The following is a 13,074-nucleotide window of genomic DNA, read 5'->3' as shown; positions in this document are numbered from 1 at the left end:
TTCCAGGGGTCGGAGGGCCGAGGGTGGCCCAGTTCGGCGTCCTGCGGGGACGCCCCACCGCCCACCCGTCCCCGTCGGAACCGGTCCTCCTCGGCAGTGCCGGGGGCGGAGGGGGCAGGTACCGGGTGAGGGCCGGGCGCCGGGGTGGAGGGCTTTGGGTTCGGGGCTCCCGTGCGGGGTCCCGGCGGGGCGGATTCGTCGGGGCCGGGCGGGTTCGGGCGGCTCATGACTCCTCCACGTGCCGCAGCCGGTCGGCCACGCCTCGGTCTCGGCGGCCGCCCAGCACGGCCGACAGCAGGGGCACCGCGGCGATCGCTGCGGCCAGGACCAGCGTTGCGGTGGTCGGCAGGTCCACCAGGACCTGCGGGACCGGTCGCCGCGCCGCGGGCGTCAGGACCACCAGCGGCACCACCAGGTGCACGATGGCCGCGCCCAGTCCCACCCCGACGGCCGTGCCGAGGCCGACGAGCACGCAGCTCTCGGCGGCGGCCGTCCGGGCCAGCCGGCGCCGCGGCGCACCCAGCGCCCGCAGCACCGCGAACTCCCCGGTCCGCTCCCGCCCGGCCGCCGCCGAGGACGCCCCGAAACCGATCGCGGCGAGCACCGCGCAGGCCACCGCGAGCGCGGCCAGCGCACTCTGCGGGCCCGCGCTCAGCGGATCGTCCAGCAGCCCGGCCGCCACCTCCTCGCGCAGTTCGACCTGCTGCGCCCCCGCGCCGGAGCGCAGTTCGGCGGCGGCCCGGGCGGGGGCCGGGTCCCCGGCGGAGGCGGCCGGCAGCCACCATTCGGCGGCCGCGGGCAGCTCCCGCCCGCCGTCGGCCGCCAACAGCCGCCCGGCCGTGGCCAGATCGACGGCCACGGCGGTGTCTCCGACCACCGGCAGCGAGCCGACGGCCGCGGTGATCCGCACCGGTACGGTCGCCCCGCCCAGCGGCACCGGCACGAGGTCGCCCACGGCCGCGCCGACGGCGCCCAGGTAGGCACGGGTGGCGATCCCCGGCACCTCGGCCGCGAGGGCGCTGCCGACGAGCAGCCCGAGCTGCACACCGCCGACGGTGCCGGTGCCGCCGCGGTAGCGGACCCGGAGCAGCGCCGGTCCGTCCGGTCCGTCCGGCCCGGCCGGGAGCAGCTCGGCGGCCCGGCCGCCGCCGGTCAGCGGCGGGGCCTTCAGGGTCCACTCGGGGGCGGAGCCGGGGGCGGGGACGGCCGCCCCGCCCGGGCTGTCGGCGGCGGCGATCCGGTGCACGGTCAACTCCCCGGGCCGCTCGGGCCGGCCGGCCCCCGGGAGGCCGCCCGGCAGCGGGCCGAGGTCCTCCAGCCCGTACGAGAGCACGAGCCCGGCGACCCGCAGCGGCGCGGCGGCCGACCCGAGCGGGGCACCCGCCAGGGCGTCCAGGTCCAGCGAGAGGGTGGCGCTCCCGGACGCGGGGAGCTGGAGCATCGGCGCGCGGTAGGTCAGGCCGAACCGGTCGCGCAGCAGCAGCCCGAGCCCCGGGCGGCCGCCCGCGTCGGGGGTGCGCACCGTGACGTCCAGGTCGATGCGGCGCGGGTGCCCGGGCAGCTCGACGCCGACCGCCCCGGCGGCAGCAGCCCCCGCAGAGCCGACCGCGTGCCCCGCCGCAGAGCCGGGCCTGGAGGCCCCCGGAGATCCGGCCGCGGACCCCCCTTGCGGGCCGGCCGCGGACCCGGACGCAGAACCTGCCGGGGGCCCCGCGGCAGCCGCTCCCGCGGGGCCGGCCGCGGACCCAGCCGGAGAGCCGGCCGTGGCCGCAGAGCCCGCCGGAGCGGCGCCCGAACCGCCCCCGGAACCGCCCGCACCGGCCGCCGCCAGCGGGGCGAACAGCTCCCGCATGGAGCGCCCGTCCCGCAAGTCGGCCCGCAGCGGCACCCGTTCCGCCACCCCGGCCGCGTCCAGCGCGAGCACCTGCGCGGCCCGTCCGCCCGGCAGGTCCTGCTTCGCGCGGACCACCGGGATGACCCGCTCGCCTCCCGGCAGCGACGCGTACAGCCCGCCCCGGCCCAGCGGAGCCAGCCCGCTGCCGGAGATCCGAAGGCCCCCGGCGGTGGCGAAATCGGCCTGGTCGCGCTGGGAGGCGGACCAGGCGGTCTGCTGGCCCAGCGCCAGCACCCCGCTGGACACGGCGAGGACGAGCAGCAGCACCGGCCCCGTGGCCCGCCCCGGCCGCCGCGCGAGCTGCCAGCCGACCAGCGCCGGCCCCAGTCCCCGGCCGCGCGCGGCGATCCGCCCGCCGAGGCGCGCGGCGAACGGCAGCAGCCGCAGCACCAGCAGGGTGCCCGCGCACAGGGCCAGGGTCGGCGCGGCGACCAACACCGGGTCCACCCCAGGCCCGCCGGCCGGCGCGGCGGCCGCGAGGTCGTCGCCGCTGTACTGCGCGAGCTGCTGGTAGGCGAGGACGGCGAGGGCCACCAGCGCCAGGTCGGCCCCGGACCGGGCGAACCCGGCGACCAGCGCCTGGCGGCGGCCGCTGCGCCGCAGGGCGGCGGCCCCCGCGCCGCGCAGTACGGCGGGCAGCGCCGTCAGCAGCACGCAGGCCAGGGCGCAGCCGGCCGCGACCGGCCAGAGCAGCCAGGTCCCGGAGGTGTCCATGGGCACCCGGGCCAGCGGGCCGAATCCGGCGAGCAGCCTCAGCAGGGGCGGTGTGAGCAGCGGCGCGAGCAAGGCCGCGGGCAGGGCCAGCAGCAGCGATCCGGCCGCGCCGAGTGCGCCGAGGAGGGGGCGGGAGGCGCCGCGCGCCGTCAGCAGGACCCGCTCGGGTTCCTGGCGTTCCGTCAGGAGGTGGGCGACCAGCAGCAGCGCGGCCGCGGCGAGGACGGCGAGCTGGAGCGCGCCGACCAACAGCGTGGACCGGGCGACGCGCTGCCCGGAGGCCAACTCGGCCAGCAGGTCCGGGAGCTCGGTCCTGACCGTGAACCCGGCCGGGACTTCGACCGCCGCCCCGCCGGCGCCGCGGGCGTCGCGGCCGGCGCCGCCCCGGGCCCCGGTCGCCGGCGCGGCGGCGCGCTCCCGGATCGCCCCGGTCTCGGCGGCCCGCACGGTGGCGAAGTCGGTGGTGAGCAGCGAGCCGCGGCTGTTCTGCGGCAGCCCGCCGGCCGTGAAGGCGGAGTCGTCGACGAGCAGCGGCCCGTACGTGGTGAAGCTGCCGACCTGGAGCTCGCGGCCGCCAATCGGGTCGAGCCGCCAGTACGGGTCCTCGGGGTCGGTCGCCCGGTAGACCCCGGTGACCAGCACGGTGAGCGGGGCTCCGCCGTACCGGTCGTCGAGGCGGACCTCGGCGGGCAGGGCAGCCTCCGTGAGTCCGAGCCGGTTCAGTGCGATCGGCGGTACGGCCACCTGCGTGCGCGGGGCACCCGGCCCGGTGACGGCCTGCGGCCACTGCCCCGCGAGGAGCCCCACCCGCCCGCGGTCGAGGGAGGCCAGCAGCGTCAGGTCGCTGTCCTTGCCGGGCGTGCGCGCGCCGGGCAGTCCGTACGGACGGCTGCGCGAGAGGCTCTCGACCACCACCGGGAGCCGTCCGAACAGCTCGCCGGCGAAGGCCCGTACGGCCTCGTCGTCCTTGGCGCGCGCGGTCACCGGATGCTCGGCGGTCATCAGGACCGTGGTCCGGTCCCGGCCCGGCCCCTGGAGCGCCTGGCGCAGTCCGGCCTCGCCCACACCGCGGGTGAAGGCGAACAGCGCGGTCAGCACGGTCGTGGTGATCAGTACCGTGAGCAGCACGGCGGCGGCGAGCGGCAGTCGCCCGCGCAGCCGGCGCACGACGAAGCCGAGCATGTGCCGTGTTCCTCCCCCGTCCGGACCGCTGGCACCGGATAGCGGACGATGCTGTCAGATTCGAACGCACAGGGGAAGGGACTTGCGCGAATGATGTGACGAGTGAGCAAATTCGAACGACAAGGCCTAGCGTGCCCGGTTCGGCCGGGCCTGGTTCCAGGGGGAGCACACGTCATGACTGAGCGACAGGACAATCCGGCCGCCGCGCCGATGGTGGTCGTGGACGACGTCCACCGCAGCTTCGGCGGCGGCCCGAACGCCGTGCACGCGCTGCGCGGCGTCTCCTTCGAGGTGCGCCGCGGCGAACTCACCGCGCTCAAGGGGCGGTCGGGCTCGGGCAAGACCACCCTGCTGAACCTGGTCGGCGGACTCGACACCCCGACCTCGGGCACCGTCTCCCTCGACGGCACCGGCCTCGCCGGGCTGGACGAGGCGGGGCTGCTGGCGCTGCGCCGCGACCGGATCGGTTTCGTCTTCCAGTCCTTCGGCCTGATCCCCGTCCTGACGGCCGCGGAGAACGTCGGGGTCCCGATGCGGCTGCGGAAGGTTCCGGCCCAGCAGCGCGAGGAGCGGGCCCGTACCCTGCTCGCCCTGGTGGGCCTGGCCGAACACGCGGGTCAGCGGCCCGGCGAACTCTCCGGCGGGCAGCAGCAGCGGGTGGCCGTGGCCCGCGCCCTCGCCAACGAGCCCGACCTGATCATCGCGGACGAGCCGACCGGCCAGCTCGACTCCGAGACCGGCCGGTCGATCATGCGGCTGCTGCGGGCGGTGGTCCGCAGCGAGGGAGTCACCGCCCTGGTCGCCACCCACGACCCGGCCCTGATCGAACTGGCCGACCGGGTCGTGGAACTGCGCGACGGCCGCATCGTCGACGAACACCGGGTCGAGCAGGCAGCCACCCGCTGACCCGCCCCTACTCGGTGTGCAGCACCGAGGCGATCGTCATCCGGGCCGCCGAACGGGCCGGCAGAAGAGCGCCGAGGACGGCGATCGCCACCCCCGCCAGCAGCATCGCGGCCAGCTGCGGCGCGTGCCACACGTCCTTCATGGACTCGGGGAACTCGACCACCCCGACGTTGTCCACGACCAGCCGGTGCGCCAGCATCCCGAGCGGGATCCCGAGCAACCCGCCGACCACGCCCAGCCCGGCCACCGAGGTCACCGTCATCACCACCACCTGGCGGGGCGTCATGCCGATGGACTTGAGCATGCCCAGGTCCCGGCGGCGCTCACGGGTGTTCAGCAGGACGGTGTTGAAGACGCCGAGCGACGCGACGAGGGTCAGCAGCACCGTGAACACCGTGGAGAAGGTGACGACGGTGACGACGGCGGCGTTCCCGCCGCCCTCCACCGACACGGAGAGCCCGGGATCGACCGCTTCGACGGCCGCCGCGTAGGCGTCCGCGTCGGCGCCGGGGGAGAGCCGGACCCAGTACTCGATGGCGCGGGAGCCCGGCGCCAGCTGCTCCAGGGTCTCCCATGCGGCGTCCAGGGCCCGCGCGTTTCCGGCACTCTCCTTGCCGACGATGGTCGTGGGGACCTGCCTGCCGTTCAGCTCCAGGGTGACCCGGTCCCCGATCCGCAGCCCCCGCTGGGCGAGGAACGAGGGCCCGGCCGCGATCTCCCCCGCCGCGTCCGGCATGCGGCCCTCGACGATTTCGTAGGCGTACGAGGAGTCGTTCCCGCGGTAGAAGTCGGCGAAGACGGGCTGGGTGTGCCCGACCAGGCTCACCTCGGCCAGTCCGCGGGCCCGTACGCGCTGCACGCCCGGCAGGGACCGCAGGCGATCTTCGATCTGCGCGTCGCCCAGCAGGGGCAGGGGCCGCTCGCCCTGCTCGTCCGCGTGCACCAGGACTTGGGCGCCGCCGTCGCCCCGTCCGGCATTGCCCATCGCGAGCATCGTGCTGGTCAGCCCGGTCGACAGCGTGACCGTGGTGACCCCCAGGACGATGGCCGCCATGGTCAGGAGGGTCCGGCCGGGGCGGGCGAACGGCTGGCCGAGGCCCAGGCTGACCGGGCGCGGCAGTTCGGTGAAGCCCAGGATCCGCTGGATGCGCAGCCCGCGCCCGGTACGGGGCGCACCACCCGCGCTGATCGCCTCGGCGGCCGGCAGCCGGTGTGCCCGCAGCGCGGGGACCAGTGCGGCGAGCAGGACGAGGGCGGGCATGCCCAGCAGGCAGACGACGTACACCCACGTGGGGACGGTGCCGACGGAGGCCCGGCCCGTCTCGATGCCGGAGAAGGAAACCTTGAGGATGGGCCCGGCCAGCGCGTCGCCCAGCAGGGTGCCGAGGACGCCGCCGACGACCGCGGGCACGGACATCATCGTCAGGTAGACGGCGACGACCTGGTTCGGGGTGAAGCCCAGCGCCTTGAGCACGCCGATGTGCCGGTATCCGGAGACCACCGCCCCGCTGACCACGTTTCCGACGATCAAGGCGGAGACCAGGAGGCCGAGGACGCCGAAGAGCGACATGAAGGGGAGGAACGCGTCGGCCAGCTCCGAGAAGGCCTGCTTGAGGGTGAGGTAGTTCTGGGTGTTGGTCACCGATTCCCCGGGCAGCTCCGCCGTTGCCCTGGCGAGCCCGGTGTGCAGCTGAGCGTCGGTCGAGGAGTCCGTGAAGCGGTAGAGCATCTGGGCGGCGGCCGGATGCAGCGCGGCCAGTTGCTCGGGTGTGACCCAGGCGCCGGCGGACTTGCTCATGCTGTTGGCGAATCCGACGACGGTGAGGGGCGTGGAGCCCGGGACGGTGAGCTGCGTACCGAGTCGTTCGGCGGAGGGTGAGCCGTTGAAGGACCAGTTGACGACGATCTCGCCGGGGGCGGTGGCCCACCGTCCCCGCAGGATCTCGATGCGGTCGACGGGTCCTGCCGGATCGGCCCGGCCCACCACCATGAGGGAGCCGCCGGGCGACCCGAGCCAGCCCCTGGGCATAGCGACGACAGCCTGCCCGAAGGGCCCGGCGGCGGCCTCCACACCCGGTCGTCCGGCGGTCCGGGCCAGCGCGGCCTCCGAGACCTTCGCGGTGTCGAAGGACGCCACGACGTGCGCGCCGCGCTGGGCGGCGTACGCCTTGTCGAACGGCCCCGAGGCGGCCGCGAGCAGGCCCAGCGCGAGCAGCACGGTCGTGGTGGAGCACAGGACGACCAGCCCGATGACGAACGTCTGGACCCGGCGGCGCTTCACGGCCGCGCGCGAGGCCCTCCACACGGCGCTCACGCGGTCGCCTCCAGTGCGCTCTCGCCGGCCACCCGGCCGTCGGCCATCTCGACCAGCCGGCCGGCGCAGCGCGTGGCCAGGTGCCGGTCGTGCGTGACGATCAGCAGGGTCTGCCCGATCTGGTTGAGATCGATCAGGAGGTCCATCACCTGCTCGCCCGAGCGGCTGTCGAGGGCGCCCGTCGGTTCGTCCGCCAGCAGCAGCGCCGGACGGTTCATCAATGCCCGTGCGACGGCGACCCGTTGGCGCTCGCCGCCGCTGAGCGTCGCCGGGTAGTTGTTGCGGCGGTCGGCCACGCCCAGCTCGTCGAGCAGCTCCAGGGCCCGGCGGCGCGCCTGCCGGGCCGAGGTGCCGGTCAACTGGGCGGGCAGCGCCACGTTGTCGAGGGCCGGCAGATCGTCGATGAGGTTGAAGAACTGGAAGACCATGCCGACGTTCCGGCGCCGGAACAGAGCCAGTCCGGTCTCGCCCAGCCGCCCCAGGTCCTGGCCGTGCACCTCCACCAGGCCCGAGGTCGGCCGGTCCAGCCCGGCCACCATGTTGAGGAGGGTGGACTTGCCGCAGCCGGAGGGGCCCATCACGGCGACCGCTTCGCCCGCCCGGATCTCCAGCGAGAGCCCGTCCAGGGCCTTCGCGTCGCCGTACTCCTTGTGCACGCCGTCCAGCCGCACCACCACGTGCCCCGCACCGACCTGATCATTTGTCATGGCTCGAACCTAAGGCGGAGCTCACGGGCGGGGCGTCAGCCCCCGGATGTAAAGACCGGGTCAGGTCATCCCGGGGATGTACGCGGCCGGTCCGGCAGAATGGCGGCCAGGCGGACGGGGGGATGGACGGGTGGGAACGATCATCGCGGTGGCCGTCGCGTGCGTGGCCACGGCCGTGGCGGCCGGGCTGGGCGTGGCGTTGGCGCGGGCCAGGCGCGGGCACCGGGCGGCCCTGGGGGAGCGCGGCTGGCTGCTGGAACGGGAGCGCGAGAGCGCGGCCCGTACCGCCGTCGACGCGGAACGGGCCAGGATCGCGGCGGAGCTCCACGACATCGTCAGCCACAACGTGAGCCTGATGGTGGTCCAGGCCGGGGCCGCCCGGGAAGTGCTGCACACCCTCCCGGAGGAGGCTGCGGCGGCGATGGCCGCCGTGGAGGCCGCCGGGCGGACCACGATGACCGAACTGCGGCACCTGCTGGGCCTGTTGGCCCCGGCACAGGACGGCCGGGACGAACCGTACGCGGCCGGCGGCGCCGTCGCAGCGGCCACGGAACCGCAGCCGAGCCTGGCCAGGCTCGGCCCGCTGATCGACAAGTTCGCCTTCGCCGGCCTGCCGGTGGAGGTACGCGTCTCCGGGGACCCGCGCCCGCTGCCGGCCGGCATCGACGTCACGGCGTACCGGATCATCCAGGAAGCGCTGACCAACGCGCTCAAACACGGAAGCGGGGGAAAGGTGGACGTGACGGTGCGGTACGCGGAACACGCGCTGCGGGTGGAGGTGCTGACGGGCGGGCCGAGCGTGCTGGGCTCGCCGGGGGAGCGGCAGCCGGAGCGGAACCCGGCCACGGCGGACGGGACCGGGCGCGGTCTGCTCGGACTGCGCGAGCGCGTCGCCGTCTACGGCGGCGACCTCGATGCCCGCCGCCGCCTGGGCGGCGGCTACCGCGTCCGGGCCCGCCTCCCGCTGGACCGACCGTGACCGCGCCCGACTCCGCGCCCGAGCCGGCAGCCTCCGCGCCGGTCCCTGAACCGGGAGCCGCATCCATGCCCGCTCCCGGCCCGGCGCCGCGGCCCGCGCCCGCTTCGCAGCCCGCTTCGCAGCCCGCGCCCGCGCCCGCGCCCGCTCCCGCGCCCCGCGTGGTGATCGCCGACGACCAGGAACTCGTCCGTACCGGCTTCCGGCTGATCCTGACGGCCCGGGGGATCGACGTGGTCGGCGTCGCCGCCGACGGGGTGGAGGCCGTCGCGGAAGTGCGCCGACTGCGGCCCGACGTCGTGCTGCTCGACATCCGGATGCCGAACATGGACGGACTCGAAGCCGCCCGGCGGATCCTCGCCGACGCACCCGACTGCCGGGTGATCATGCTGACCACCTTCGACCTCGACAGCTACGTCTACGCCGCCCTCGCCGCCGGGGCCAGCGGCTTCCTGCTCAAGGACGTCACCCCCGAACACCTCGCCGCCGCCGTCCGCCTCGTCGGCACCGGCGACGCCCTGCTCGCCCCGTCGATCACCCGCCGCCTGGTGGAACGCTGCGCCCCCGGCCCGGCCGAGCGGGACCCCGCCGCCACGGCCGCCACCCACCGGGAGCTCGCCGCGCTGACCCCGCGCGAACGGGAGGTGCTCACCTTGATGGGCCGCGGCCGCTCCAACGCCGAACTGGCACGGGAGCTGACGCTCAGCGAAGCCACGGTCAAAACCCATGTGGCCCGGATCTTCGCGAAGCTGTCGCTGCGCGACCGCGCCCAGGCGGTGGTCCTCGCCTACGAGACGGGGCTGGTCACCCCCGGCTCGGAGTAGCGGCCGACCAGCTCCTCCATCACGGGGCGCGGGAGCGAGGGGTTGGAGGCCGCCGCCCCCGCGAGATCCTCGTCGGTGTGGTCGAGCAGGCCGACGAGGACCGGCACGGCCAGCGCGGGATGCGCGGCCGCCGCGCACCGCGCCCTCTCGTCGGCCAGGCAGGGCAGCAGCGCCTCGGCGGTCGTGTTCGGGTGCGCGGCGATCTCCCGCAGCGCCCGCCGCACCGGCGGCTCGTGCCCGGCCAGTTCCGCCAGCAGTGTCCCGGGTGCGTCCGGGTTGGCGGCCACCCGCGCGTGGACCTGTACGCCGAACCGCGCGACCATGGCGCGCAACTGCCCCTCCGACAGCCCGGGGTGCGGGGCGACGGCCTTGACCACGGCCGCGTCGGGATCCTCGGCGAGCGCGTCGCGCACCCCGGCCGGCAGATCACGCCGCTCCGCGACCAGCATCCGTACGGAGGCATGCGGGGACCCCGCCAGTTCCACGAGCTCGTCCGGCGTCGCGGAAGCGATGCGCGGCAGCAGGACGGGACCGATCCTGGTCGTGCCGGCCAGCCGGACCAGCACGTCGAGCGGCAGCCGTGGATGGTGTGCCAGGGCGCGCCGCTCCTCCTGCCCGGCTTCGGCGGCAAGCGTCCGTACGAGCTCCTCCCCGATCGCCGGATTGCCGGCGACCACCTCCCGGACGCCCGGCTCGGGGTCTCGCGCGAGGCGCGCGTACACGTGCTGCGGCAGGTCGGACCGTTCGGCCAGCGCCCACCTCAGCAGCATCGAGGGCGCATCGGCGAGTGACGCCGCCACTTCGGGCGGTGTGGCCGGGTTCCGCACTGCCCGCTCCCAGGTCTCGTGGACCGTGGAGGCGTGCGAACCGTCGCATGCGGCGCCCGCCCGCAGGCGGCAGTCCGGGTCGGGGCAGTTCGGGTCGTGGGTGAACGGGACGTCCCTGCTGTCGCAGACCAGGCAGGACGTCGCCGGAGGGAGCCTGTCACCGGTGATCAGGGCGGCCAGCGCGGCGGACGGCACGGCCTCGTTGCAGGCCACCGCGCGGCGGACCTCGGCATGTGGATGCCGCGCCAGACCGGCGGCGACCTCGGGGTCGGCCGTCCACAGGGCGAGCTCCGTGACCACCTCCACGTCCGGGTCGCCGACCAGGGTGGCTGAGACGTCCGGGGGGAGCCCGGAGTAGGTGGCCAGTTGCCAGCGGACGTCGGGGTCCGGGAAAGCGGCGAGGAGGCGGGCCCACTCCGGCAGGCCGCGGCCCTCGTCGAAGAGGGCGATGGCCGTGAACGGCTGGGCCGTCGGGTCGACGTCGGCGGCCGTCAGCGTTCCGCTGTAGGCGAGCCGGATGGCGGTGTGTTCGTCGTACGCGGACAGGGCCCGTACCTGGGCCGGGCTGAGTTCGGCGCGGTCGGCCAGGGCCCGGATCAGCTCCTCGCTGAGGTCACGGGACGAAACCCGACCGGGACCGGGATCCGCCTCGACTTCGGCCCCTGCCTCGGCCGCGTCCAGGGCCAGGGTCAGGAGGCGGTCGGTCAGCGGCGCCGGCAGGGCCGGATTTGCGGCCAGCCCGCACAGGAGGTGGTTCACGGGCGGGCCTCCCGCCCCGCGGCTGCCGCCACCAGGGCTTCGGCCAGTGCTTTCGCGTGCGGGTGCGGGTGCCGGCGGCGGGGGAGCAGCACGCCGAAGTGCCGGGCGGGACGCGGGGGTTCCACGCGGACCACCACCACCTCGGGGGCCGATGCCAGCGAGACCTCCGGGACCAGGGAGACGCCGACGCCCGCCGCGACCAGCGTCTGAGCGAAGAAGTAGTCGGTGGTGGACGCCCCGACCCGGAGGTCGAAGCCCGCCTGGTCCGCGTAACGGCGCAGGAACGCCTCCGTCTTGAGACAGCCGAGCACCCACCGGTCCCCGGCGAGCTCGGCCGGGCTCAGCGAGGACCGGTCCGCGAGCCGGTGCCCCCGGGGCAGCACCAGCCACAGCGGATCCTCCATCAGCGGCACCCAGTCGAGCCCCGGCCGCTCGCCCGCCCCGAACGGAAGCGGGCCGTCGAAGTGGTAGCTCAGCCCGAGGTCGGCCGCCCCGGCGCGCACCATCGGTACGGCGTCCTCCGGCTCGCACTCGCGCACCGTCAGCTCCACCTCCGGATGCGCGGCCACGAACCGGGACAGCGCCCCGGGCAGCAGGTGCCGGCCACCGCTGGTGAAGGTGGCCACGGTCAGCCGCGGCCGGGGGGCGGTCAGCCGGTCGATCTCGTGGCGCACCTGGTCCAGTTCGGCCGAAATCGTCTCGGCCGCCTCCACCAGCAGCCGGCCGGGCTCGGTGAGCGTGACCCCGCGCGTGCTGCGCACGGCCACCGGATGGCCCAGGCTGCGCTCCAGGGCGGCGATGTGCTGGGAGACGGCAGACGGGGTCAGCAGCAGGGCGCCGGCCGCCCTGTTGAAGCTGCCGTGCTCGGCCACCGCCCGCAGGACGCGCAGCCGCTGCACATCGATCATCAGTGTTCCTTCACACAGGTTCAGTGGATCAGCAGTTCCGCTGGGGACGATACAGCGGCAGAGTCGAGGACATGAACACGATTCTTGTCATCGGCGGGAGCCGGTATTTCGGAAAGTCCCTGGTCACCAAGGCGCGCGGGGCGGGGCACGAGGTCACGGTCCTCAACCGGGGCTCCAGCGCCCCTCCCGTCGGCGTCGGCCACCTCGTCGCCGACCGCGACGACGAGGAAAGGCTGCGGGCGGCACTGGGCCGACGTACCTTCGACACCGTCATCGACCAGGTCTGCTACACGCCGCAGCAAGCCGCCGTCGCCCGGCGCGTCTTCGCCGGGCGGACCGGACGCTACGTCATGACCTCCACCATGGAGGTCTACGACCCGGCCACCCTCCCCGCCCCCGCGACCGGCGGCGTCCGGGTCCCCCTCACCGAGGACTCCCTCGATCCCTTCACGAGCGGGGCGGTGCACGGGAGCGGCCCCGCCCACGACTACGCGGAGGGCAAGCGGCGGGCCGAGGCCGTCTTCCTGCGCGATCCGGCCTTCCCGTACGTCTCCGTACGCGCGGCCCACGTACTCGGCGGCGGCCGCGAGGACTTCACCGGGCGCCTCGCGCACTACGTGGAGCGGATCGCGGCAGGGAACCCGGTCGACGTCCACGAAACCCCTTACCCCACCTCGTTCATCCACCACCGGGAGATCGCGGACCTGCTGTACTGGGCGGCCGGCCAGAGCTTCACCGGTCCGGTGAACGCGGCCTCCCACGGGGCTCTGGACGTGACCGGGCTCAGCGAGCTGGTCGCCGAGCAGGTCGGGCGGCGCCCGGGCTACCGGGTCGTCGGACAGGGCGCCGAAGCCTCTCCCTTCTCCTTCGACCGCGCCTACGCCATGGACAACGGCCGTGCCGCCGCCCTGGGTTTCGACTTCGGCCGGGTCACGGACTGGCTGCCGGACGCGATCGCCGAAGCCGCTGCGGCCTAGGGGGTGTCCGGCGGATCAGGGCCGGGCCCGCGCCGCCTGGCACCGCGCCTTGCCGCGTTGTCGTCGGTCGTCGATGCTCCGCATCG

9 protein-coding genes are annotated in these 13,074 nt (G+C 75.4%); 4 read left to right on the top strand and 5 right to left on the bottom strand.

Features of this window, described 5'->3' with window-relative positions:
• Positions 1-223: 223 nt before the first annotated feature.
• A complete protein-coding gene (locus AB0O21_RS39800; RefSeq protein WP_365180704.1) occupies positions 224-3,790 on the bottom strand; it encodes an FtsX-like permease family protein in 3,567 nt (1,188 codons plus the stop codon).
• A gap of 174 nt (positions 3,791-3,964) precedes the next feature.
• On the opposite strand from AB0O21_RS39800, the gene AB0O21_RS39795 reads away from it, so the two are divergent.
• Positions 3,965-4,696 carry an ABC transporter ATP-binding protein gene (locus tag AB0O21_RS39795; protein WP_365180701.1) on the top strand — a complete coding sequence of 244 codons (732 nt, stop codon included), beginning with the start codon at positions 3,965-3,967 and terminating at the stop codon, positions 4,694-4,696.
• Positions 4,697-4,703: 7 nt separating this feature from the next.
• On the opposite strand, the gene AB0O21_RS39790 is transcribed toward AB0O21_RS39795, so the two are convergent.
• Together AB0O21_RS39790 and AB0O21_RS39785 are read right to left on the bottom strand one after the other, a co-directional pair.
• Positions 4,704-7,010 (bottom strand): ABC transporter permease, encoded by a 2,307-nt coding sequence (locus AB0O21_RS39790; RefSeq protein ID WP_365180698.1) that lies wholly within the window; start codon positions 7,008-7,010, stop codon positions 4,704-4,706.
• Complete coding sequence (locus AB0O21_RS39785; RefSeq protein ID WP_365180695.1) at positions 7,007-7,717, bottom strand: ABC transporter ATP-binding protein; 711 nt, start codon at positions 7,715-7,717, stop codon at positions 7,007-7,009. Before AB0O21_RS39785 ends, AB0O21_RS39790 begins: the two co-directional genes overlap by 4 nt.
• A 130-nt stretch (positions 7,718-7,847) precedes the next feature.
• Between AB0O21_RS39785 and AB0O21_RS39780 the strand changes: the two genes are divergently transcribed.
• Together AB0O21_RS39780 and AB0O21_RS39775 are read left to right on the top strand one after the other, a co-directional pair.
• Positions 7,848-8,696 carry a histidine kinase gene (locus tag AB0O21_RS39780; RefSeq protein ID WP_365180692.1) on the top strand — a complete coding sequence of 283 codons (849 nt, stop codon included), beginning with the start codon at positions 7,848-7,850 and terminating at the stop codon, positions 8,694-8,696.
• A gap of 65 nt (positions 8,697-8,761) precedes the next feature.
• Positions 8,762-9,517 carry a response regulator transcription factor gene (locus tag AB0O21_RS39775; RefSeq protein WP_365180689.1) on the top strand — a complete coding sequence of 252 codons (756 nt, stop codon included), beginning with the start codon at positions 8,762-8,764 and terminating at the stop codon, positions 9,515-9,517.
• Here AB0O21_RS39775 and AB0O21_RS39770 read toward each other — a convergent pair.
• Together AB0O21_RS39770 and AB0O21_RS39765 are read right to left on the bottom strand one after the other, a co-directional pair.
• Positions 9,481-11,103 (bottom strand): hypothetical protein, encoded by a 1,623-nt coding sequence (locus AB0O21_RS39770; RefSeq protein WP_365180687.1) that lies wholly within the window; start codon positions 11,101-11,103, stop codon positions 9,481-9,483. The two genes, AB0O21_RS39775 and AB0O21_RS39770, sit on opposite strands and share 37 nt — an antisense overlap.
• Positions 11,100-12,011 carry a LysR family transcriptional regulator gene (locus AB0O21_RS39765; protein ID WP_365180684.1) on the bottom strand — a complete coding sequence of 304 codons (912 nt, stop codon included), beginning with the start codon at positions 12,009-12,011 and terminating at the stop codon, positions 11,100-11,102. The genes AB0O21_RS39770 and AB0O21_RS39765 overlap by 4 nt, the downstream gene beginning before the upstream one ends.
• 71 nt (positions 12,012-12,082) lie before the next feature.
• Here AB0O21_RS39765 and AB0O21_RS39760 point away from each other — a divergent pair, with 71 nt between their 5' ends.
• Positions 12,083-12,988 carry an NAD-dependent epimerase/dehydratase family protein gene (locus AB0O21_RS39760; protein WP_365180681.1) on the top strand — a complete coding sequence of 302 codons (906 nt, stop codon included), beginning with the start codon at positions 12,083-12,085 and terminating at the stop codon, positions 12,986-12,988.
• The last annotated feature ends 86 nt before the right edge of the window (positions 12,989-13,074 follow it).

It is taken from the genome of Streptomyces sp. NPDC091371 (assembly GCF_040684275.1).
Taxonomy (GTDB): domain Bacteria; phylum Actinomycetota; class Actinomycetes; order Streptomycetales; family Streptomycetaceae; genus Streptomyces.
This window is presented reverse-complemented; position numbering and strand designations above follow the sequence as displayed.